Below are 22,560 nucleotides of genomic sequence, written 5' to 3' on the forward strand. Positions count from 1 at the left end.
GCGTGTTCGTCATGCCGTGACCGTAGTAATCCGAAAAACTATCCACAAGAAAACTGTTGTGGGGGGAACTGGTCATGGCTGATCCTGCCGACCGGCACGTCGCGCTGTGGGAGCGAGAGCTGGCGTGGATGGACCCGGTGAAGGAGGCGATCTTCGTCCGGCTCGCGATCCTGGCGCGTCACACCGCTCAGGCCCGGCGGGACACCCTGGACGCGGGCGGGCTCGCCCACGGGGAGTTCAAGGTGCTGCTGACGCTGCGCAGGCAGGGACCGCCGTACACCGCGAGTCCGTCACGACTCGCGGACCTGCTCGGTCTCACCCGCGGCGCGCTGTCGGCCCGGCTCGGACCGCTGGAGGAGGCCGGCCTGATCACCCGTACCCATGAGAAGGGCGACCGGCGGCGGGTGAGGGTGCGGCTCACCGAGGCCGGATACGAGGCCTTCGAGCGGCACGCGGTGTCGGAGGACAGGGGCGAGCAGGCGCTTCTCGCGATCCTGACCGAGGAAGAGAGACGCACGCTCGCGGACCTGCTGCGGAAGCTGGTGGAGGCGGCCGAGCCGGGTGGCGCCGGACCGATGCCGCCGCACCGGTAAGGCCGGGCAGGGGCGCCGGCGCCCGGGGCCACGGCTGTGATCGCCTATTCGTCCCACGCCTGGACCAGCACCTGCTCGGTGATCTTGCCGTTCCGCAGCGAGGCCATCGAACTGGCCAGCACCCGCATGCCGTCCGGGTACTCGCAGGACTCGGTGAAAGCGACATGATCACCCTGGACGACACACTGGTCGAGGTGATGGGTCATGTCACGGCTGTAGACGTCGCTGAGCATCCCGCTGATCTGGTCCCGGCCGTGCAGGACCTTGGGGTGGCTGGGCTGGGTGTTGCGGTCTACGACGCGTATCTCCGCGTCGTCCGCGTACAGCGACAGCAGAGCCGCCGTGTCGTCTCCTTCGATGCCCCGGCGCAGGGCCTCCGTGTCGAAGCCGGCGCGTGCCGCGGTGCCCATGGTGACCTCCTCCGACGCCCTTGGAAGGCCGCGCCCGACGGTCGGCGGGCCGCTTGAGGGCCTCTGCTTCGAGCCTCCCCCCGGCGCGCGGCACCGGCAAACGCGCCGGGGGCCGGTGCGCCTCTCGGGTGAGCGGCGCCAGGGACCCGTGACCGGGCGCCGCGAGCTGCCGTTGCTGAAGGCATGATCCCCACACGACGCATCGTCGCCGCGGTCGGTCTCGCCGTCGGCGTGGCCGGCCTCGGCGCGCCGACGGCCACCGCGGCAAACGCAGGGACCCCGGACGCCGGCAGGCTCAACCCGGTCACCCTGCTCGACTCACTGTCCCGCACCGGCGTCCCCGAGGAGCACCGGAACGAGATCCCGCGGCCGTCCGGCCGGCTGGCGGACCTGAACCACCTGCGCGACCTCGACCAGCTGCACCAGGCCACCGATCTGGCCGCGCCCGTCACAGGGCTGCTTCCGGCCGTCCGGTAACGCGGCGACGCCGCAGGGCCCCCGGTCGCCGGCCGGGGGCCTTGACATTCCCGGGAGCCCGCCGGAGCCTCGTGGTGATCAGTGAATCGGATTTCACTATGCGAACAAGAGGAAGCCGTCGTGCCCGTCTCCCGCGAACTGTTCATCGGCGGCAAGGACGTGCCCGCCGCGTCCGGCCGGACAGCCGTCGACGTCAACCCGTACACCGGTGATGTGTACGCCACGGTGGCGGCCGCCGGGCCGGAGGACGTCCGGCGCGCGGTGGACGCCGCGGACGCGGCCTTCCCCGCCTGGGCGGCCCTGACCCCCTTCGCCCGCCGCGCGATCTTCCTCAAGGCGGCCGACATACTGGACGCCCGCGGCGAGCAGGTGGCCGAGATCATGGCCCACGAGGCGGGCGGCACCCGGCCCTGGGCCTACTTCAACGTGGCCCTCGCCGCGAACATCCTGCGCGAGGCCGCGGCCGCGATCACCGCCCCGCGCGGTGAGGTCCTCAGCGCCCAGGAGCCAGGGGCGCTCGGACTCGCGGTGCGCGAACCGCTCGGCGTGGTGGCGGCGTTCGCCCCGTGGAACGCACCGGTCATCCTCGGCGTACGGGCCGTGGCGGCGCCGCTCGCCGCGGGCAACACCGTGGTCGTCAAACCCAGCGAGGACGCGCCGATCGCCTGCGGACTGCTCGTCGCGGACGTGCTGCGCGAGGCCGGGCTGCCGGACGGCGTGCTGAACGTGGTCACCAACGCCCGCGAGGACGCGGCAGGGATCGCGGAGACGCTGATCGGCGACGCACGGGTGCGCGGGGTGAACTTCACCGGCTCCACGGGCGTCGGCCGGATCATCGGCGAGCTCGCCGCACGCCATCTCAAGCCCGCCGTCCTGGAGTTGGGCGGCAAGAACGCGGTGATCGTGCTGGACGACGCCGACGTGGACTACGCCGTCGACGCCGTCACGTTCAGCGTGTTCATGAACGCGGGGCAGATCTGCATGTCCGGCGACCGGATCCTCGTGCACGAGTCGCTCGCCGAGGAGTTCACGCGGAAGTTCACCGCCAAGGCGGCCTCGCTGCGGGCGGGTGACCCCGCGCACCCGCAGACCGTGATCGGGCCGCTGGTCAGCCCGTCGGCCGCACAGCGGGTGGCCGGCCTGGTGCGGGACGCCGTGGCCAAGGGGGCCGAGGTCCTCGTCGGAGGGGAACCCGAGGGCGCGGTGCATCCGGCGACCGTGCTCACCGGCGTGCCGAAGGACGCGGACCTGTACCACGCCGAGTCGTTCGGCCCGGTCTGCGTGCTGCAGACGTTCGCCGACGACGACACCGCGGCCGCTTTCGCCAACGACACCGAGAACGGGCTGACCTGCGGGATCATCACCGAGAACGCCACCCACGGCCTGGCCGTCGCGCGCCGGGTCCGCACCGGCATCGTGCACATCAACGACCAGTCGGTGGCCGACGAACCGCACGCGCCGTTCGGCGGGGTGAAGGCCTCCGGCTACGGCCGTTTCGGCGGACGCTGGGGCATCGAGGCATTCTCCAGCACCCGCTGGGTCACCATCGCCACCCAGCACGCCCATTACCCCTTCTGACCTCGCCTTCCGACCTCGTCGTGATCGTCCCGGGTATGACCCCGGAGGTAATCGACCCCGGAGTGCGCCTCAGGAACCATCAAGGGCGTACCGCACGCCCAGCGACCGGATTCCGGGAGGTCTCCCATGCCGTACTTCACCAGCCCCGTCGACGGAACCCGGCTCCACCACACGGACTACGGACCGGCCGACGGTCCGGTGGCCGTCTTCGTCTCCAGCGCTTATCTCGCATCCGAGATGTGGGAGTACCAGATGCTGCCGCTCGCCACGGAAGGCCACCGCTGCATCGCCCTGGACCGGCGTGGGCACGGGCGCTCCGACGACGTGTGGGGCGGCTACGACCTCGACTCGCTCGCCGACGACCTTCACGGCCTGCTCGACCATCTGGACCTGCGCGCGGTGACTCTGGTCGGGCACTCGGTCGGCAGCGCCGAGATCGTGCGCTGCCTGACGCGGCACGGCACCGACCGGGTGGCCCGTGTGGCGCTCGTCGCCGGCATCGCTCCAGGCGTCGCCCGCTCGGCGAGCAACCCGGACGGTTGGGACCCGGCTGTCATGCGGGCCGGCAACGCGGCCTACCTGCGGGACCGGGCGGCGTTCTTCAACGACCCCGATGCGCTGCGCGACTTCTTCGGCCTCCACCTGCCCGGCAACGAGGTGTCTCCCGCCTACGTCCGCTACCTGTCCGACCGCTGCCTCGCCTCCACCGCCCGCGCCTCCAGCGCCCTCCAGGAGACGGTCGTCACCGTGGACGTCGCCCCGGAACTGGCCAAGCTCGACCTGCCGGTTCTCGTCGTGCACGGCACCCATGACGTCTCGGCACCCTTGGACACGACCGGCCGCCGCGCCGCGGCCCTCGCCCCCCACGCCACCCTGAAGGTCTATGAGAACGCCGGCCACGGGCTGTTCGTCACCCACGCCGACCAACTCACGGCCGACCTGCGGGAGTTCATGGCAAGCGAGCTCATCGTCGAGTGAAACCTTCCTGAGGGGGAGCAGGCGGGCGGTGGTCGTCGTGATCGGCGGCCACCGCCTCGTGTCGTCTGCCGCCGGTGGCCACCCGCAACCGATGCCCTCGCGTCGTCCTGTTCAACCTCGGCGGAGTCGTCGGCATGCTGGTCGCGGGCCGCGCCTCCGACCGGTTCGGCGCACCGCGCACCTCCGCGATCTGGTTCGCGCGCGTGGCGGCGCTGCGCTCCGCACGCCGGCCGGTGCGGGCCGGTGCGGGCCGGCGCGGCACAACAGCCGGCGACCTCGGCGCACGCTCAACCGCATCACCTGTCTGAGCACGCGCGCCCGGCAGCACGACCGTCTGATGGCCCTGGCCGGTGTGCCCCTGACCGCGCCGCCGTGGCGCTGCTGCGGCAGATCGCCGACTCGGAGCCACTGCGCCCGGGGGAGCCGGCCAACCGGCTCGGAGTCGAGGCCTCCCATGTGACCCGCCAGGTGCAGCACCTGGAGAAGACGGGCTACGTCCGGCGCGTACCCGCCCCGGACGACCGCCGCGCCCAGCGCATCGAGCTCACCGGCCACGGCCAGGAGGCCATCGATCGTATCCGTGCCGCGGGCGTCCGAGGCATGCGGGCGGCCCGTGCCGCATGGTCGCCCGACGACCTGAGGCAACTGGCCACGCTGTTCCACCGTATGGTCGACGACTTCCTGGCCGCCGCCGTCGACGACGAGGCCGTCCAGGACATCCTCGAGACCTCGCGCCCCTCGTCCTCCTGACTCGGCCCTCGGCCGCGGTGGCGTCGATCGCACTTCCATGGCGCGGAATACGTGCACAAGGCGTGCCCGCCGCGCAAGGATCATGTGTGTGGGCCGCAGTGGCCCGCACCGGGCGCGCACGGCGCCCGCACCACCGACGGAAGGCAGCAGCACCATGGCCCAGGAAGTACGCGGCGTGATCGCCCCTGGCAAGGACGAGCCGGTGCGGGTCGAGACGATCGTCGTACCGGACCCGGGTCCTGGTGAGGCGGTGGTGAAGGTCCAGGCGTGCGGGGTGTGCCACACCGACCTGCACTACAAGCAGGGCGGCATCAGCGACGACTTCCCGTTCCTGCTCGGCCACGAGGCCGCCGGAATCGTCGAGTCGGTCGGCGACGGCGTCACCGACGTCGCCCCGGGTGACTTCGTCGTCCTCAACTGGCGGGCGGTGTGCGGGAAGTGCCGCGCGTGTCGGCGCGGCCGCCCCTGGTACTGCTTCGACACCCACAACGCCGAGCAGAAGATGACCCTCGCCTCGACCGGGCAGGAGCTCTCCCCGGCTCTCGGTATCGGTGCCTTCGCGGAGAAGACGCTGGTCGCGGCCGGACAGTGCACCAAAGTCGACCCGTCCGTCTCCCCGGCCGTGGCGGGACTCCTCGGCTGCGGTGTGATGGCCGGCATCGGTGCCGCCATCAACACCGGCGGCGTCGGCCGGGGGGACTCGGTCGCGGTCATCGGCTGCGGCGGAGTCGGTGACGCGGCGATCGCCGGATCGTACCTGGCGGGAGCCGCGAAGATCATCGCGGTGGACATCGACGACCGCAAACTCACCACCGCGAGGGAACTGGGCGCGACCCACACCGTCAACTCCAGGGAGAGCGACCCGGTGACGGCGATCCGCGAGCTGACCGGCGGCTTCGGCGTCGATGTCGCCATCGAGGCGGTCGGTCGCCCGGAGACCTACCAGCAGGCCTTCTACGCCCGCGACCTCGCCGGAACGGTCGTCCTCGTCGGCGTCCCCACCCCCGAGATGAAGCTCGAACTGCCGCTGCTCGACGTCTTCGGACGCGGCGGCGCCCTGAAATCCTCCTGGTACGGCGACTGCCTGCCCTCCCGTGACTTCCCGATGCTGATCGACCTGCACCTGCAGGGGCGCCTGCCGCTGGAGAAGTTCGTGACCGAGACGATCGCCCTCGACGAGATCGAGAAGGCCTTCGAACGGATGCACCACGGCGACGTGCTGCGCTCGGTGGTGATGCTGTGATGACCGCCCGCATCGACCGCCTCGTCACCTCCGGCACCTTCTCCCTGGACGGCGGCACCTGGGACGTCGACAACAACGTGTGGATCGTGGGCGACGACCACGAGGCGGTCGTCATCGACGCCGCCCACGACGCCGACGCGATCGCCGAGGCCGTCGGTGACCGGCGGCTCACCGCCATCGTGTGCACCCACGCCCACAACGACCACATCGACGCCGCCCCTGCCCTGGCCGAATGGACCGGCGCGCAGATCTGGCTGCACCCCGACGACCTGCCGCTGTGGAAGCTCACCCACCCCGACCGCCTGCCGGACCACTGGCTGGCCGACGGCCAGGTCATCGAGACGGCCGGCACGGACCTGACCGTCCTGCACACCCCCGGCCACGCGCCCGGCGCGGTCTGCCTCCACGACCCGGGCCTCGGCACGGTCTTCACCGGCGACACCCTCTTCCAGGGCGGCCCCGGGGCGACCGGACGCTCCTGGTCCCACTTCCCGACGATCATCGACTCGATCCGCGACCGGCTGCTGACCCTCCCGCCCGACACCGTGGTCCGCACCGGACACGGCGAGACGACGACCATCGGCGACGAGGCACCCCACCTCGAGGAGTGGATCGCCCGCGGCCACTGAGCCGACGACCCCTGGCAGCACCCCGTAGGAAAAGGCGACAGAAGATGTCCGGCTTCCGCGAGAGCGTCGACCCGCAACGGTCCAACGAACGCGGAGGTCGGACATGCCGGGACCACTCGAGGGCAAGGTCGCACTCGTCGCCGGGGCGACGCGTGGCGCGGGGCGGGGCATCGCCGTGGAACTCGGCGCGGCCGGGGCCACCGTCTACGCCACCGGGCGCAGCACACGTGAGCGGCGCTCCGAGTACGACCGGCCCGAGACCATCGAGGACACCGCCGACCTGGTGACCGCGGCCGGTGGGCACGGCATCGCCGTACCCACCGACCACCTCGTCCCCGACCAGGTGCGCGCCCTCGTGGACCGCATCGACCGCGAACAAGGGCGCCTCGACATCCTGGTGAACGACATCTGGGGCGCCGAGAAGCTGTTCGAGTGGGACACCCCGGTTTGGGAACACGACCTCGACAAGGGACTGCGCCTGCTGCGGCTCGCCCTCGACACCCACGCCATCACCAGCCACCACGCGCTGCCCCTGCTGCTGCGCACCCCCGGCGGCCTGGTCGTGGAGATGACCGACGGAACCGCCGAGTACAACAGCGACACCTACCGGGTCTCCTTCTTCTACGACATCGCCAAGACGGCGGTGCTGCGCATGGCGTTCGCCCTCGGCCATGAACTCGGGCCACGCGGCGCCACCGCGGTCGCCCTGACCCCCGGCTGGCTGCGCTCGGAACTGATGCTCGAGCTGTACGGGGTGACGGAGGAGAACTGGCACGACGCCCTGGCTCACGAACCCCATTTCTGCATCTCCGAAAGCCCGTACTACGTCGGCCGCGCCGTCGCCGCCCTGTCCGCCGACCCGGACGTCTCCCGCTGGAACGGCGCGTCGCTCTCCAGCGGGCGGCTCGCCCAGGTCTACGGCTTCACCGACCGGGACGGCAGCCGCCCCGACGCCTGGCGCTACCTCGTCGAGGTACAGAACGCCGGCAGGCCGGCGGACGCCACGGGGTACCGCTGACCCCGGCAGCCGCCGTGCGGCGGGGCTGAACGGCGCCCAGGATGGGCAGGGAACACGTCGTCCTGGGGGAGGGCGCCACCCTCGGGGGCGACAACGGTCGGCTCCGGGGGCTCGCGGCGCCCGGCCCCGCCCCGCTCCGACGAAAGCAGGAGTCGCATGCAGTACGTGAAGCTCGGTTCGACGGGCCTGGAGGTGTCCCGGATCTGCCTGGGCTGTATGAGTTTCGGCCTCCCCGACCGCGGCACCCATACCTGGACCCTCGACGAGGAGGCCTCCCGGCCTCTGATCCGACGGGCCCTCGACGTCGGCATCACCTTCTTCGACACCGCCAACGTCTACTCGGACGGCACCAGCGAGGAGATCGTCGGCCGGGCGCTCGCCGAGTACGCCCGACGCGACGAGATCGTGCTGGCGACGAAGGTGCACGGCCGGATGCGGCCCGGGCCCAACGGCGGCGGGCTCTCCCGCAAGGCGATCCTGACGGAGATCGACCACAGCCTGCGCCGCCTCGGCACCGACTACGTCGACCTCTACCAGATCCACCGCTTCGACCCCACCACCCCCGTCGAGGAGACCATGGAGGCCCTGCACGACGTGGTCAAGGCGGGCAAGGCCCGCTACATCGGCGCCAGTTCGATGTATGCCTGGCAGTTCTCCAAGGCGCAGTACACGGCGCGGCAGAACGGCTTGACACGGTTCGTCTCCATGCAGAACCACTACAACCTCCTCTACCGTGAGGAGGAGCGCGAGATGCTGCCCCTCTGCGCGGACCAGGGCGTCGGCACCCTGCCCTGGAGCCCACTGGCCCGCGGACGCCTGACCCGGGACTGGGACGAGAGCACCGAGCGCAGCCGCACGGACGAGTTCGGCAAGAAGCTCTACCAGGAGGGCGACCGGGAGATCGTCGAAGCGGTGTCCTCCGTCGCCGCCGAACGGGGCATCCCGCGAGCCCAGGTCGCCCTCGCCTGGTTGCTGCACCAGGACACCGTCGCCGCACCCATCGTCGGCGTCACCAAGCCCCGGCACATCGACGACGCCGTCGCGGCGGTCGACGTCCAGCTCACCGACAAGGAGATCCGGGCGCTCCAGGAGCCGTACACGCCGCGTGCGATCAGCGGCCACTGACGCCTGAGGGCCGGACGGAAGGGGCGGTGGGCGGCGCGCGTACCGCCCCCTGTCCCACGCCCGGCCCGCGCAACGTCTTACGCCCCAGCCCGCGGGAGGCGCCACCCGGCCCCCTGACGAACGCGCCGTCCGTGCACCCGTACGCATCGCACCGAGCCGCACGCCGCGAACCTTTCCGCGCGAACGGGCATCGGACAGGAAGACGGAGCATCCCGGCACCGTCGACGACGCGCGCGCCCGGCGCGGGCGGCCAGAGTTTCAAGGAGCGATGGACATGGTGACCTTCCGACGCGGCACAGCGGGCCCGGACCCCGACGGCACGGCCCCCTTCCTGACGGCGCGACGCGTGCCGTCCGCGCTGGGCGCGGTCGCCGCCCTGGCCCTGCTCACCGCCTGCGGAAACGGCCACGGCACCGCCAGTGCTCCGCCCAAGCTGCCCGGCACGGCCCGGTCCGCCTCCGGCGACCAGACGACCGGCGCCGGCACCGCGGCGAGCACGGGCGGCACCACCAACAGCACCCGCTGCCACGCGTCCGAACTGCGCGCGTCCGTCGGGGCGAACAACCCGGGAGCCGGGCAGGAGAACTTCCCCCTGGTCCTGACCAACCGCTCCGGGCGCACCTGCACCATCGACGGCTACCCGGGTGCCGCCTTCGTGGACGCCTCCGGCAGGCAACTGGGCCCGGACCCCAGGCGCAGTCCGGGCAGCCGCACGAAGGTCACGCTGGCGCCGGGCAGGAGCGCCTGGGCCGGACTGACCTTCTCCAACCCGGAGGTCAGCGGCGCCCGCACGGCCACACCCGCGGCCGTCCTGATCACCCCGCCCGATGAGAAGGCGTCCCTGAAGGTGCCCTGGTCGGGCGGCCGGGTACCCGTGTCGGGCAACTCCTCCTCGGTGTTCCTGACGGTCTTCCAGGCCGGCACCGGCGCCTGACCCGCCCTGCTCCCCACCAGCCGCGGCGACCGCGAACCGACCTCGTCAGCCCCCGGTACCCGGGTCGCACCGGTAGAGCCGGAGCCGGACGGAGCCGGTGCCGCCGTACGCCGCGGGCGGCACCGCCGCGCAGTGCGCGGTGACCCAACGGGTGATCGCACTCCGCTGCCGCCCCGTCGCGTGCGTGCCCCGGAGGGCGACGTAGTGCAGTTCGCCGGAGGCGACGAGCCGGCCGAGTCCGTCGACGGTGGGGTAGGGGACCTGACCGGTGAAGCCGCCCATGGGAAGCACGGACGCGTTGGCTCCGATGATGTAGGGCGCGGCATCGGCCCAGTCCGGCATGGCCGCGAGGTACTTCGCCCCGTCCCGATGTGCCGTCAGATAGGCCAGGAGCCGTGCGCGCGGCGGCGTGAGCCGGGTCGGTCCGCCGCTCCCGGGGCGGCTGGTGGGCCCGACCCTGCCCATGCCGCCGGGCTGGTTGTAGCGCGGGGACAGCGCCGAGGCCGACCATGCGGCGGGTATCAGGAGCACCGCTGCGAGTCCGGCCGCCAGGCCGGCCATGGCCGTTCGCGGCCGGCGGGTCACCGGAGCGCGGCCCGCGCCCATGAGTATCAGGGACAGGACGCACAGGCCGATGGCGGCGGGAGCCAGCCACCCGAAGAAGTGGCGGTAGTGCAGCGTCAGGGCCGCGGCCCACAGCACGTTCGTGGCGGTCACCGCCGGAAGCACCCAGGCGTGGCGGCCGCCGGCCCGGTACGCCCCCCAGGCCCGCACCAGTCCGGCACCGCTCAGCGCCGCGAGGGCCACCGCGACCACGCCCATGTAGTAGGTGTGGCCGGTGACGCTGCCGAAGCTGAACGCGGCGAAGAAGGTGGCCAGCCACACACCCCACATCAGATACCCGGCGAGCGCCGGATCGGTGCGGGGGACCCGGCGGCGCCGCGCGGCGGCGAGACCCCACAGCAGGCCGCACCCGGCCGTCGGATACAGCCAGCCCGTCTGGGTGGCCAGTCCGGGGCTGAACATCTTCAGCACGCTGTTGCCCATACCCGGGTCCTTGTGGCGGGTTCCCCGGGCGGTGTGTCCGGTGCCGCCGGCCTCTCTCGCCGAAGTGTGGTTGCCCGGGCCGCTGCCGCCGGCCGCGTGGTTCGGGCCCGTCTCGCCGGTGACGACGCTGCCCGTGTCCGCCGCGTCCACGCCCAGCGAGGTGAACCGGGTCAGGAAGTTGTAGCCGACGACCATGCCCACGGCCGAGTTGTTGGTGGTGCCGTCTATGTAGGGGCGCGACTGAGCGGGAACGACGGTCGCCACGGCCACCCAGGACGCCGACACCGCCACCGCGACCGCGCCGGCCACCGCGACATGGCCGATCCTGCGCCGCAGGGTGGTGGGGGCGGCCACCAGATAGGTGACGGCCAGTGCCGGCAGCACCGCCCAGGCCTCCAGCATCTTGCACTGGAACGCCACCCCGACCCAGACGCCGGCCGTCACCAGGGTGCGCAGCCGGGCCCGCGCGACGGCCCGCCAGGTGGCCTCGGCGGCCAGGAGCAGCAGCAGGACGAACGGCGCGTCCTCCACGATCGACCGGCCCAGCCCCACGGCCACCGGGGTGAGCGTCAGGAACACCGCGGCCAGCAGTCCCGCCGGGACCCCGGCCCAGCGGCGCACCAGCAGGTGCAGGAGGAGGACGCAGGCCACGCCCTCGATCGCCTGGGGCAGCACCAGTGCCCAGGGGTGGAAGCCGAAGACCATCGCCGACAGCGCCTGCGGCCACAGGAAGCCGGGCTCCTTGTCGAGGGTGATGGAATTGCCCGGGTCGAACGAACCGAAGAAGAACGCCACCGGGTTGTCCGTCATGCTGCGCACGGCGGCTGCGTAGAACGTGTGGTAGACGCTGTGGTCGATGCCCCACGTGTACAGAACCGCCGCGAGCACCGCTGTGGCCCCCAGCACCGGGAGCTCGTAGCGCGGCCGTGGCGGCCGCGGGCTCCGGGGAGGCAGCCCTCCGCCGTGCGTGCCGGCAGCGGCGGGCGCGGTCGCCGTACCCCTCGTCGGCGTCGTGTCGCGCGCTGCGGTCTGCTCCGAATGAGCGCTGAGCATAGGTGGCCTTCCAGGACTGCCGCTGTCTTCTCTCACCGTCGCGTCGGCGCGTTGCGTGGCACGTGCGACCTGATGATCCGACTACGAAGAAGTAGGCATTCCGCGGCCGTGTTGCATGAGAAGTACAGGACCTCGGTAAGAAGCCGCTCCTTTCGGACGGGCGCTCGACGCGGAGATGAAGCGCGGGTGACCGGAGCGTTGCGGAAGGGGAGACACGGGTCCGGCCCGTCCGATGGACGGGCCGGAGGCCGAACGCGAGTCGGCGGAGCCGGTCAGGACCTGGCGCCGTGAAGGGCGGCGAACACCCCGCGGTGCTCACCGCCGTCCGGCGAGCGCCAGCCCGCGGTGACGTGGCCCGTGGCGTCGGCCGGTGCGGAACCGGGTTCGAGGAGGCGCGTCACGCGGAGGGTCGGCGATGACGGGGACCGGGAGCCGGTCGCCTCCACAGCGATACGGGTGGCGTGGGACCCGTCGGTCACGGTCGGTGCCACGACCCCGGTCTCGACCGGTGTTCCCGTGAACCGGACGGTGACGGACGGGTCGGGAGTGTTGGACCGGCTCTGCGCCTGGGGTTCCGCGCGGCCCTGGAGCAGCGCCAGCAACTGGGCGACGAGTACCGGGTCGTGCGTACCGTCGTAGATCCATCGCCGTCCCAGCACGCCGTGCTCGGAGGTGCCGACGAGCGCGTGTTCGGCTCCTTCGAGGGGTGCGCCGCGGTAAGTGAGCGGTACGTGGTACGAGACCGGGGCCGGCCCGGACCCGTCGGTGGCCACCAGGAACTCGATCCCGACCTCGCCCTCCGGATCGTCCAGCCGGAACCCGCCGGTCCTGGACAGTTCCGGCTCGCGGCCCGTGCCGACGTACCAGGGCCGGGTGGGGAGCCAGTCGGTGAGGAGTTCGAGCTTGGTGGGGCTCATGGTCGTTCGGTGGATGATCGCCATGTCGGCGAACCTATCCGATCCCTCCCGCCGACACCCCTGCGGTGAACGAGTGAAGCAATACCTCCTGTCGGCCGGGTGGACGGTACGGAAGCGGGGCAGTGGGAAGGGAATGCTCGATCCCTTCAGGTTGGACCGCACGATGACGCACCTCACCGGACAGACGACCGCTCGCGGCACCGCCCTGCTCGCCGACCCGCTGCTCAACAAGGGCACGGCCTTCACCCGCGAGGAACGGGCGCAACTCGGGCTGGACGGACTGCTGCCGCCCGCCGTGGAGACCCTGGACGAGCAGGTCGCCCGCGCCCACCGGGCGTTCCTCGCCTACGACAAGCCGCTCAACCGGCACATCTACCTCAGGCAGCTGCAGGACACCAACGAAGTGGTCTTCTACCGCCTGATCACCGAGCACCTCGAGGAACTGCTGCCGATCGTCTACACCCCGACCGTCGGGGAGGCGTGCCGCCGCTTCAGCGAGATCTACCGGCGGCCCCGTGGCCTGTTCCTGTCCTGGGAGGACCGCGACCGCTTTCGGGAGATCCTGCGCAACCGACCGCACAAGGGCGACGTCGACGTCATCGTCGTCACCGACGGCCAGCGCATTCTCGGCCTCGGCGACCAGGGCGTCGGAGGCATGGGCATCCCGATCGGCAAGCTGAGCCTCTACACCGCCATCGGCGGCGTCCACCCGGCGCGCACCCTGCCGATCCTGCTCGACGTCGGCACCGACAACGAGCAGCTGCTGTCCGACCCGCGCTATCTGGGCCGGCGGGAGCACCGGCTCACCGGCGAGCAGTACGACGAGATGATCGAGGCGTTCGTCTCGGCGGTGGAGGCGGAGCTGCCGGGCACGCTGTTGCAGTGGGAGGACTTCGCCACCGTCCACGCCCGGCCGATCCTCACCCGCTACCGCGATCGGCTGCTCACCTTCAACGACGACATCCAGGGCACCGCGGCGGTGGTGCTCGGCGCCCTGTCCACGGCCTGCCAGGTGGCCGGCACACCGCTGACCGAGCAGCGGCTGGTCGTGCTGGGAGCGGGCTCCGCCGCCGTGGGCGTCGCCGACATGATCCGCGCCGCCCTCGTGGACGAGGGACTCTCCGAGAAGGAGGCGGCGGGCCGCTTCTGGTTCGTCGACGTCGACGGACTGCTGGTGGACTCGCGCGGAGAGCTGACCGACGAGCAGCGGGTGTACGCGCGTCCGGACGACGAGGTGGCCGACTGGGACGACACCGGGTTCGCCGAGGTCGTGCGCCGCATCGAGCCGACGGTGCTCATCGGGCTGTCCACGGCGCACGGCGCGTTCTCCGAGGAGGTCGTGCGGCAGATGGCGTCCACCTGTCGGCGGCCGGTGATCTTCCCGCTGTCCAACCCGACCTCGCACGCCGAGGCCGAGCCCGCCGACCTCGCCCGCTGGACGGACGGCAGGGCACTGATCGCGACCGGCTCGCCGTTCCCGCCGCTGGAGGTGGACGGCCACGAGGTTCCGGTGGCGCAGGCCAACAACGTGTACGTCTTCCCGGCGATGGGGCTCGCGGTGGCGGCCGGCGGGGCCACCCGGGTCACCGACCGGATGCTGGTCGCCGCCGCACGCGCGGTCGCCCGGCGGGCCGGCGAGGCAGCCGCCCGAGTCCCGGGCCCGGCCCCGCTGCTGCCGCCGCTCGGCGGTATGCGGGAGGCGGCCCGGGAGATCGCGGTGGCCGCCGCGCTCGCCGCCGTAGAGGACGGGGTGGCCCCGAAGGCGACCGAGGCGGAGGTGCGCCGGGCGGTCGAGAAGACACAGTGGATACCGCACTACCCGGCCTACTGACGCCGAGCACATTCACCGACCAGAGCCCTGCCGGTCCGTCCCCTCGTGGGGGAGAGCGCAGGGCGCCGCCCCCGGAGCCGCGGTCGTGCAGTCTGCTGCGGCGGGGCTGAACCCCGGCGCACCCCCGTCCGCGGGACGCGTTCGCGGACACCGCCGAGCCGCCGCGGTGACGGGGCCGCCGTCCGGAGTGCCGTCGATCCGAGACGAGAGGTGCCGTGCCGATGGATACCCCTGGCTCAGGCCGGCCGGAACCGGACATCAGCGTCGTCGTCATCGTCTACAACGACGCCCCGCGCCTGATGACAGCCGTGCGTTCCGTGCTCGACCAGACACTGCGCAACGTGGAGGTCGTCATCGCCGACGACTGTTCGACCGACGGGTCGTACGACGTCGCGTGCTCCCTCGCCGCCGCCCACCCCGGCCGGGTGCGAGCGATCCGGCTGCCCGAGAACAGCGGCGGCTGCGGCGAGCCGCGCAACCATGGCCTGGCCGTGGCCCGCGGCCGCTACGTGATGTTCCTGGACAGCGACGACACCCTCGAGGCCAACGCCTGCCGCAATCTGTTGGAAGCGGCCGACCGCACCGGCGCCGACCTGGTCTCTGGACTGTGCGTGCGGGTGCACACCGACAGCAGACACGACAAGCGGATTCCCTGGTACCCCTGGCTGTACCGGTCCACGCGCACCGTCGAGTCCATCGCCGAACTGCCGGACCTCTTCGTCTTCGACACCCTGTCGACGAACAAGTGCTACCGGCGCGCGTTCCTCCTGGACAACGGGCTCGCCTTCCCGCGCGGGATCCACTACGAGGACCTGCTCTTCTCCGCCCGGGCCTACCTCGCCGCCGGACGCATCACCGTGATCCCCCACACCGTCTACTTCTGGCACGTCGTCGAGAAGACCACCGCCAAGTCGATCAGCAACCGGCGGCACGAGATCAACAACTTCGCCGACCGGCTCGAGATCCACCGCCGTATCGACGAGGTGCTGCAGCGGCACGGCCTGGACGAGCTCAAACTGCGCAAGGACACCAAGTTCCTCAAGCACGACCTTGCGCTCTACCTCTGCGACCTGCCCTTCCTCGACGACGGCTACCGCCACCGGTTCGCCCGGCTGGCCCGCGGCTACATCCAGGATTTCCCCGAGGCGGCGTACGCCGAGCTGGACCGGGTGCACGCCATCTGCGCCTACCTGCTGGTGCGGGAGGACTGGGACAACCTGATGCCGGCCGTCGACACGCTGATCAACCGGTCCAAGATCTCCACGCCGCTCGTCGAGCGGGACGGCCGTATCTACTGGTGCGACCGGTACCTCGACGACCCCGAGGCACGTGACGTCATGGACGTCACCGCCCTCGGCCACCACGGCAGAGAGCTGGACGGGATGTTCCTGCGCAACGTGCTCACCGGATACGCCGTGCGCGGCGACCTGGTGGTGCTCGAGGGCGCCGTGGTCAATCCCCTGCACACCGTCTCCCCCCACGCCCGTCTCACCGCCGAGCTGGAGTTCCGCGCCCGCCGCCGCAGTCTGCGAACCTTCCGGTTCCCGGTGACGAGAGTGCGTCACGCCGGTGACACCCTCAGCTGGCGCGCGGCCGTACCACTGACCGGCCGCTTCCGGCCGGTCGGCGTCGTCGACGAGGTGTGGGACGTCCGGCTGCACCTGACCGCGGACGGCCGGCGTACCACGACCCGCATCACCGCCGGCAACGTCGACCTGGAGGACTGCCCGTCCGTACCCGTACGCCCCCGGCTCGGCCGGTTCGTCGCCGACCGGCTCGAACCGCAGGTCTCCGCCAAGGGTCACCTGGCTTTCCGGCTCACCCAGCACGGCCCGGCCGCCCGGCGCGGCCGCGCGCTCGTGGACCGCAACCTGCACGGCCCCGCCGCCCGGACCGTCAAGGGCACCTACCGTGCCCTGCGGGCCGTGCGCAGGGACCTGTCCTCCCAGCCGCGCAAGGCGCAGGCCTACCACCACATGCTGCGGATCCTGCCGGTCCGCAAGGGCACCGTGGTCTTCGAGAGCCACCTCGGCAAGCAGTACAGCGACAACCCACGCGCCATCCACGAGGAACTGCGCCGCCGCCGGGTGCCCGTCACCGCCATCTGGTCCTACGCGGGCGAGCGGCCCGAGGGCTTCCCCGAGGACGCCGAGCTCGTCCGCCGCTGGTCCTGGCGGTACATCACGGCGCTCGCCCGGGCCGAGTTCTGGATCGACAACCAGGGTTTCCCGCTCGTCCTCCGCAAACGCCCGGAGACCACCTACATCCAGACCTGGCACGGCTCGGCGCTGAAGCGGATGGGCTTCGACGAGCCCTCCCACCGGGTGATGTCCGAGCCCGAGCAGCTGGCCTTCCAGCAGGCACTGGACCGTTTCGACCACTTCCTGGTGCGCAGCGAGCACGACGTGCGCACCCTCGCCCGCGCCTACCGCATTCCCGAAGGGAAACTGCTGCGCACCGGCTATCCGCGCAACGACGCCCTCGTCCGGGCGGCCCGCGACCCACAGGCGGCCGAGCCGGCGGTACGCCGGCTCGCCGAACGCCTCGGCATCCGTCCGGACAGCCGCGTGGTGCTGTACGCGCCCACGTTCCGGGCCCGCCCCGACGGGGGCGTACGGGACTTCCAACTGCCGTTCGACGTGGGACGTTTCGCCGACCGCTTCGGGGACCGGTACACGCTCCTGGTCCGCTGCCACTACCTGAACCGGATCGCCCTGCCGCCATCGGTGGCCGGCCGGGTGATCGACGTGACGCGGGAGCCGGACATCACCCCGCTCCTGCTCCTCTCCGACGCCCTGATCACCGACTACTCGTCGGTGATGTTCGACTATGCGCTGCTGCACCGGCCGCTCGTCTTCCTCGCCCACGACTGGGAGGAGTACTCCCAGGACGTGCGCGGCACCTACTTCGACCTGTTCGAACAGGCCCCGGGGCCGGTCGTGCGCACCGAGGACGCGCTCTTCTCGGCGCTGTCCGACCTGCCCGCCCTGAGGACCCGGTACGAGGCGCGGCTGAAGGAGTTCGTGGACAGGTACGGCGAGTACGACCGCGGGGACGCCGCGGCCCGCGTCGTGGACCGCTTCTTCGCACCTGGGGGAGTGGAACGGTGACGCACCGTCAGATCTTCTTCGTCGCCAACGAGGTCAACGAGCTGGGGGGCGTGGGCCGTTGGCAGACCCAGATGGCCCGGCTGTTCGCGGAGCGCGGCCACCGGGTCACGATCATCGGTGTCGCCCCGCCCGAGGTACCGATGAGCCTCGGCGAGAACCCGCCCTTCGAGACCCGCACCCTGTACGAGCGGCGCCCCCCGGCCCGCCGCCGGCCGCGTCCGCCGCTGGGCCGGTTCGACCCGGCGCTCCGACGGCAGGAGGCGGACAAGCGCCTTGCCGCCGAGCGGCTGTCGCGCGTCTTCCGCGCCGCCCGGCCCGGCGCCGTGATCATCGTGACGCAGGTGTGGGCGATGGAGTGGGTGGCGCTCGCGGACACCGCCGGGCACCCGGTGATCGGCATAAGCCACGAGTCCTTCGAGGCCTCCCGCACGTCCTCGCGCTTCGAGCGGGTGCTGACGTACTACCGGAACGTGGACCGGCTGCTGGTCCTCACCCAGGAGGACGCCGATCTGTGGGTGGGCGAGGGCCTGAACAACGTCGGCTTCATGCCGAACCCGCTGCCGCCGGCACCCGGCACCCCCTCACCGCGCACGGAGAAGGCGGTGGCCTTCATCGGCCGGCTCAGTCATGACAAGGGTGTCGACCTGCTGCTGGACGTGTGGGCTGAGGCGGCGCTCGGGCAACCCGGCTGGGTCCTGCGCATCCACGGCGCGGGCGAGAAGGAGACCGGGCTCCGGCGGCAGTGTGCGGAGCTGGGCCTGGACGACTCGGTGGAGTGGGCGGGGCAGACCGACGACGTGGCCGGGGCGCTGCGGCGGTCCTCGGTGTGCGTGCAGTCGTCCCGCAGGGAGGGCTTTCCGCTCGTGCTGCTGGAGGCCATGGCGTGCGGGGTGCCGTGCGTGGCGTTCGACTGCTCACCCGGCGTGCGGGAGATCGTCCGGGACGGGGAGGACGGGCTCTTGGCCCGGCACGGCAACACGTCCGAACTGGCGCGCCACCTCATGCGGTTGATGTCCGACGAGAAACTGCGCGACACGATGGGGAACCGAGCGCGCCACAGCGTCCGGCGTTTCGCCCCGGATGTGATCACCCGCCGGTGGGAGGAGCTCTTCGACTTCCTGGAACGATGAACGGGAGGGACGCCGGTGCCGGTCCGCGGGGGCGAACCGGCACGTCGTCGTGGGGGTGGTCAGAAGCCGTCAGTACCCGCCGTGGTCTCCGTGGTCACCACCGTGGTCTCCGTGGTCGCCGTGGTCACCGCCGCCACCGCCGAAGTGGTAGCTGTCGTAGCCCCAGTCGCCGTGGTCGCCATGGTCTCCGTGATCGCCATGGTCATAGCCCCAGTCGCCGCAGCCCCAGTCGTCGTCGCAGTAGTTCGTCTGGACCGAGGGGTGCACCACCGGCGGGGTGCTCGCCATCGCGACCCCGCTGCCTGCCGCACCGGCCAGCAGCATCGTGCCGGCGATCAGTGCGACCCTGCGTCGGACCATCGTCATCGTGTCTCTCCTTGGTCGCGGGCGCCAAGTCCCTTTTGCCCTGTTCATTCCCAGGTTGCGGCAGCCTCCCTGAGAGGAAGCTGAGAGCGGCTCGACGCGCGGCCACGACCACGCCTTCGTAAGGTGGAGGAGAGGTCGGCCATGCGAGTTCTGGTGATCGAGGACGAACGGGGACTCGCCGCGGCGATCGCTCACGGGCTCGCCGAGGAGGGCTTCGTCACCCGTGCCGTCCACGACGGCATCGACGGCCTGTGGCGGGCCGTCCACGAGCCGTACGACGTGATCGTGCTGGACCTGATGCTGCCCGGCATCTCCGGATACGAGGTACTCAAGCGGCTGCGGGCCGCCAGCGTGTGGACGCCCGTCCTGGTCCTGACCGCGAAGGACGGCGAGTACGACGAGGCGGACGCCCTCGACCTGGGCGCCGACGACTACCTCAGCAAGCCGTTCTCATACGTGGTGCTGGTCGCCCGGCTGCGGGCCCTGCTGCGGCGCGGGGCACCCGCCCGGCCCGCCGTTCTCGCGGCCGGCGACCTCGCCCTGGACCCGGCGCGCCGCCGCTGCCGCCGCGCGGGACGGGAGATCACCCTGACCGCCCGCGAGTTCACGCTGCTGGAGTTCCTGCTCCGCCACCCCGACGAAGTGATCAGCAAGACGGACATCCTCGACCACGTCTGGGAGGAGAACTTCGACGGCGACACCAACATCGTCGAGGTCTACATCGGCTATCTGCGACGCAAGATCGACGCCCCCTTCGGCCGTCGGACCATCGAGACGGTCCGGGGGGCCGGCTACCGGCTGCACGCCGCCGGGAGGTGACCGTGCGCGTCCCCGTCCCCACCTGGTGGGCCCGGCGCTCCCTGCGCCTCAGACTGACCGCGGCGGCTGCCTTGATGATCGGGGCGGCCCTGGTGGGCGCGGCCTGTCTGCTGGTCGTCTGGCTGCGCATGAGCCTCATCAGCGGCCTCGACCAGACCGCGCTCCAGCGGGCCCAGGTCATCGCCGCGAGCATCGACACCAACAGCCTCGCCCGCGTCCTGCCTGCCTCCGGCAGCGGCGACACCGCCGTCCAGGTCGTCGACGCGCGTCACGTGGTGCGTTCCAGCTCCGCGAACCTGGAGGGCCGGCCCGCGTTGTTCGCCTTCCGCCCGTCCTCCTCCGGCACGGCCCACACGGTGCACGGGCTGCCGCTGAGCGGAGACGGAACCTGGCGGGCGGTCGCCCTCGAGGCCGGGGGTGACGAACCGATGACCGTGTACGTCGCGGTGCCCACCGCGGCCGTCGACCACAACCTGGCCCAGCTCACCGTGGGCCTCGCCATCGCCGTGCCACCGGCCGTCGCCCTGCTCACCGGCGTCTGCTGGCTGCTCACCGGCCGGGCGCTGCGCCCCGTGGAGGCCCTGCGCGCCCAGACCGCCGAGATCACGGCCTGCGACCTGGGCCGCCGCCTCGACGTGCCCCCGGCCGACGACGCGCTCAGCCGGCTCGCGCGGACCCTCAACGACCTGCTGGCCCGGCTGGACGTCGCAACCCGGCGGCAGCGCCAGTTCATCGCGGACGCCGCGCACGAACTGCGCTCCCCGCTGAGCAGCCTGCACACCCAACTGGAGGTGGCCGTCCGGCATCCCGGCTCGGCCGACTGGGCCGCCCGCGGACCCGCCCTCGTCGAGGAGAGCGAGCGGCTGTCCCGGCTCGTCGACGACCTGGTACGGCTGGCCCGCCTCGACGCCCGGCCCCGGCTGCGGATGGGCCCTGTGGACCTGGACGAGATCGTCTTCCACGAGGTCCGCCACGCCCGCCGGCACACCTCCCTGGTCATCGACCAGCACGCCGTCGGCGCGGCCCGGGTGTACGGCGACGGGGACGCCCTGGCTCGCGTCGTGCGGAATCTGCTGGACAACGCCATCCGGTACGCCGTCCGACGGATCGAGGTGAGCCTGGGCGTCCGGGACCGCACCGCGCAGCTGGTGGTCGCCGACGACGGCCCCGGCATTCCGGTCGCCGACCGCCGCCGCGTCTTCGACCGCTTCACCCGCCTGGACGGGGCCCGCGCCCGGGACACCGGGGGAAGCGGGATCGGCCTCGCGATCGTCCGCGACGTCGTCGTCGCCCACCACGGCCGCATCGGCATCGAGGACAACACCCCCGGAGCCCGGATCGTGGTCCGCCTCCCGGCGACCGACCTGTGACCGGCGGGCCGGGGCATCGGCTCAGGCTCCGGCGGCTCCGGTGGCCCGGGTCGCCCGGCCCAGCGACCGCGCCCGGAACACACCCGGCGTGGTGCCCGGGCGGAGCCGGAAGAACTTGGTGAAGTCGCCCGGATCCGCGAACCCCAGCCGCTCGGCGACGACCTTCGCCGGCAGCCCGCCATGCTGGGGGAGCCGCTCGACCTCCAGCAGGACGCGTGGACGGCCGGGCTCCAGCGGCCCGCACGCCGCACCTGCCGTGACGCCTACCCGGAGCGGTTCCGGATGACCGCGGCCGACATCGGGAACGCCATCGAGGTCCCCGCCCCACCGCCGCCGCGCTCCTGGATACTTCACCGTTTCGTCACAGTGCGAGTATCGCCACAACCGACTGGCCCCCATGCCGGTCTAGCGTGCAGAAGACCGCAAAACACCCGGCAGAACACGCGGAAGGGAAGGCCCGGCATGGGGGACATACGCAGACGGGGGGCCGTCGCGCTCGGTATCACGGGGCTGGTGGCGCCGCTCACCCTTGCGCTCACCAGCGCTCCCGCGGAGGCGGCGAGCTGCACCACGCAGACCGGTCCGTACCAGAAGCAGGTGGAGAAGTTCCTCGGCCGCCCGGTCGACGGCAGGCAGTCGCCCGCCGACTGCAAGGCCATCCAGGCCTTCCAGAACAAGCACGGCATCACACCCGCCGCCGGCTACGCGGGGCCCGTCACCTGGGGCGTGATGGACCTGATGAACAAGCAGCGGGCCGTCGGGAACAACCCCGACAAGGACGGCAAGTGCCCCGTCAACAAGGGCCGCATCGCCTGCGTCGACCTCACGCTGCAGCTCAGCTGGATCCAGGACGGCAGCCGCCTGGTCTACGGGCCGGTGCCGGTCCGCACGGGACGCAAGGGGTACGTGACCCGGACCGGCCTGAAGAAGATCTACTGGCGGGACCTGCACCACGTCTCCACCGTCTACGACGTCCCGATGCCCTACAGCCAGTTCTTCGACGGCGGCCAGGCCTTCCACTCGGTCAACCTCAGCATGTGGAACCCGCCGGGCTCCCACGGCTGCGTCAACATGACCACGGCCGACGCCAAGAAGTACTGGTCGCTGCTGAAGGTCGGCGACGACGTGTTCGTGTACGGCCGCAAGCCGGGCACCTGAGGAAGGCGCCCGGCTCGACACGCG

The 22,560-nt window shown here is 71.9% G+C and carries 21 protein-coding genes and 1 pseudogene; 17 read left to right on the top strand and 5 right to left on the bottom strand.

Annotation, left to right across the window (positions count from 1 at the left end; all coding sequences use genetic code 11):
* Positions 1–74: 74 nt before the first annotated feature.
* Complete coding sequence (locus ACFYZJ_RS09455; RefSeq protein WP_388564791.1) at positions 75–593, top strand: MarR family winged helix-turn-helix transcriptional regulator; 519 nt, start codon at positions 75–77, stop codon at positions 591–593.
* 44 nt (positions 594–637) lie between these two features.
* Here the strand turns inward: ACFYZJ_RS09455 and ACFYZJ_RS09460 are convergent, their stop codons facing one another.
* Positions 638–1,003 (bottom strand): nuclear transport factor 2 family protein, encoded by a 366-nt coding sequence (locus tag ACFYZJ_RS09460; protein WP_388564793.1) that lies wholly within the window; start codon positions 1,001–1,003, stop codon positions 638–640.
* A 183-nt stretch (positions 1,004–1,186) separates the two neighbouring features.
* Here ACFYZJ_RS09460 and ACFYZJ_RS09465 point away from each other — a divergent pair, with 183 nt between their 5' ends.
* The 10 genes and pseudogenes from ACFYZJ_RS09465 to ACFYZJ_RS09510 all read left to right on the top strand — a co-directional run bounded on the left by ACFYZJ_RS09465 (position 1,187) and on the right by ACFYZJ_RS09510 (position 9,735).
* The gene (locus tag ACFYZJ_RS09465; protein WP_388564796.1) at positions 1,187–1,480 is read left to right on the top strand and encodes a hypothetical protein; all 294 of its coding nucleotides are present in this window, start codon (positions 1,187–1,189) and stop codon (positions 1,478–1,480) included.
* Between the two features lie 120 nt (positions 1,481–1,600).
* Positions 1,601–3,058: an aldehyde dehydrogenase family protein gene (locus tag ACFYZJ_RS09470; protein ID WP_388564798.1), complete on the top strand. Its 1,458-nt coding sequence runs from the start codon at positions 1,601–1,603 to the stop codon at positions 3,056–3,058.
* A gap of 126 nt (positions 3,059–3,184) precedes the next feature.
* Entirely contained in the window at positions 3,185–4,036 is an 852-nt protein-coding gene (locus ACFYZJ_RS09475) for an alpha/beta fold hydrolase (protein WP_388564800.1), read from the top strand.
* A gap of 74 nt (positions 4,037–4,110) precedes the next feature.
* Positions 4,111–4,344: a hypothetical protein gene (locus ACFYZJ_RS09480; protein ID WP_388565602.1), complete on the top strand. Its 234-nt coding sequence runs from the start codon at positions 4,111–4,113 to the stop codon at positions 4,342–4,344.
* Positions 4,332–4,786, top strand: a pseudogene (locus ACFYZJ_RS09485) (MarR family winged helix-turn-helix transcriptional regulator). The gene ACFYZJ_RS09480 and the pseudogene ACFYZJ_RS09485 overlap by 13 nt, the downstream one beginning before the upstream one ends.
* A gap of 154 nt (positions 4,787–4,940) precedes the next feature.
* Complete coding sequence (locus ACFYZJ_RS09490) at positions 4,941–6,029, top strand: S-(hydroxymethyl)mycothiol dehydrogenase (RefSeq protein WP_388565562.1); 1,089 nt, start codon at positions 4,941–4,943, stop codon at positions 6,027–6,029.
* A complete protein-coding gene (locus ACFYZJ_RS09495; RefSeq protein ID WP_388564802.1) occupies positions 6,029–6,658 on the top strand; it encodes an MBL fold metallo-hydrolase in 630 nt (209 codons plus the stop codon). Before ACFYZJ_RS09490 ends, ACFYZJ_RS09495 begins: the two co-directional genes overlap by 1 nt.
* A gap of 103 nt (positions 6,659–6,761) precedes the next feature.
* A complete protein-coding gene (locus ACFYZJ_RS09500) occupies positions 6,762–7,676 on the top strand; it encodes an SDR family oxidoreductase (protein WP_388564804.1) in 915 nt (304 codons plus the stop codon).
* A 156-nt stretch (positions 7,677–7,832) separates the two neighbouring features.
* The gene (locus ACFYZJ_RS09505) at positions 7,833–8,801 is read left to right on the top strand and encodes an aldo/keto reductase (RefSeq protein ID WP_388564806.1); all 969 of its coding nucleotides are present in this window, start codon (positions 7,833–7,835) and stop codon (positions 8,799–8,801) included.
* Positions 8,802–9,075: 274 nt separating this feature from the next.
* Positions 9,076–9,735, top strand: coding sequence for a DUF4232 domain-containing protein (locus ACFYZJ_RS09510; protein WP_388564809.1), 660 nt, complete (start codon positions 9,076–9,078; stop codon positions 9,733–9,735).
* A 45-nt stretch (positions 9,736–9,780) separates the two neighbouring features.
* On the opposite strand, the gene ACFYZJ_RS09515 is transcribed toward ACFYZJ_RS09510, so the two are convergent.
* Both ACFYZJ_RS09515 and ACFYZJ_RS09520 read right to left on the bottom strand, forming a co-directional pair.
* Positions 9,781–11,688: an ArnT family glycosyltransferase gene (locus tag ACFYZJ_RS09515; protein WP_388564812.1), complete on the bottom strand. Its 1,908-nt coding sequence runs from the start codon at positions 11,686–11,688 to the stop codon at positions 9,781–9,783.
* Positions 11,689–12,107: 419 nt separating this feature from the next.
* On the bottom strand, positions 12,108–12,776 hold the full coding sequence (locus ACFYZJ_RS09520) for a 1,4-alpha-glucan branching protein (RefSeq protein ID WP_388564814.1): 669 nt from the start codon (positions 12,774–12,776) through the stop codon (positions 12,108–12,110).
* A 139-nt stretch (positions 12,777–12,915) separates the two neighbouring features.
* On the opposite strand from ACFYZJ_RS09520, the gene ACFYZJ_RS09525 reads away from it, so the two are divergent.
* The 3 genes from ACFYZJ_RS09525 (at position 12,916) to ACFYZJ_RS09535 (ending at position 18,823) form a co-directional block, all read left to right on the top strand.
* Positions 12,916–14,583, top strand: coding sequence for an NAD-dependent malic enzyme (locus ACFYZJ_RS09525; RefSeq protein ID WP_388564816.1), 1,668 nt, complete (start codon positions 12,916–12,918; stop codon positions 14,581–14,583).
* Between the two features lie 221 nt (positions 14,584–14,804).
* Positions 14,805–17,693, top strand: coding sequence for a CDP-glycerol glycerophosphotransferase family protein (locus ACFYZJ_RS09530; protein WP_388564819.1), 2,889 nt, complete (start codon positions 14,805–14,807; stop codon positions 17,691–17,693).
* Entirely contained in the window at positions 17,690–18,823 is a 1,134-nt protein-coding gene (locus ACFYZJ_RS09535) for a glycosyltransferase family 4 protein (RefSeq protein ID WP_388564821.1), read from the top strand. The genes ACFYZJ_RS09530 and ACFYZJ_RS09535 overlap by 4 nt, the downstream gene beginning before the upstream one ends.
* 69 nt (positions 18,824–18,892) lie before the next feature.
* On the opposite strand, the gene ACFYZJ_RS09540 is transcribed toward ACFYZJ_RS09535, so the two are convergent.
* Positions 18,893–19,189: a hypothetical protein gene (locus ACFYZJ_RS09540; RefSeq protein ID WP_388564824.1), complete on the bottom strand. Its 297-nt coding sequence runs from the start codon at positions 19,187–19,189 to the stop codon at positions 18,893–18,895.
* Between the two features lie 141 nt (positions 19,190–19,330).
* Between ACFYZJ_RS09540 and ACFYZJ_RS09545 the strand changes: the two genes are divergently transcribed.
* The gene (locus ACFYZJ_RS09545; protein WP_388564826.1) at positions 19,331–20,008 is read left to right on the top strand and encodes a response regulator transcription factor; all 678 of its coding nucleotides are present in this window, start codon (positions 19,331–19,333) and stop codon (positions 20,006–20,008) included.
* Between the two features lie 2 nt (positions 20,009–20,010).
* On the top strand, positions 20,011–21,378 hold the full coding sequence (locus ACFYZJ_RS09550; RefSeq protein WP_388564829.1) for an ATP-binding protein: 1,368 nt from the start codon (positions 20,011–20,013) through the stop codon (positions 21,376–21,378).
* A gap of 21 nt (positions 21,379–21,399) precedes the next feature.
* On the opposite strand, the gene ACFYZJ_RS09555 is transcribed toward ACFYZJ_RS09550, so the two are convergent.
* A complete protein-coding gene (locus tag ACFYZJ_RS09555; RefSeq protein WP_388564831.1) occupies positions 21,400–21,732 on the bottom strand; it encodes a helix-turn-helix domain-containing protein in 333 nt (110 codons plus the stop codon).
* A gap of 108 nt (positions 21,733–21,840) precedes the next feature.
* On the opposite strand from ACFYZJ_RS09555, the gene ACFYZJ_RS09560 reads away from it, so the two are divergent.
* Positions 21,841–22,536: a L,D-transpeptidase family protein gene (locus ACFYZJ_RS09560; protein WP_388564834.1), complete on the top strand. Its 696-nt coding sequence runs from the start codon at positions 21,841–21,843 to the stop codon at positions 22,534–22,536.
* The last annotated feature ends 24 nt before the right edge of the window (positions 22,537–22,560 follow it).

It is taken from the genome of Streptomyces sp. NPDC001848 (assembly GCF_042891915.1).
Classification (GTDB): domain Bacteria; phylum Actinomycetota; class Actinomycetes; order Streptomycetales; family Streptomycetaceae; genus Streptomyces.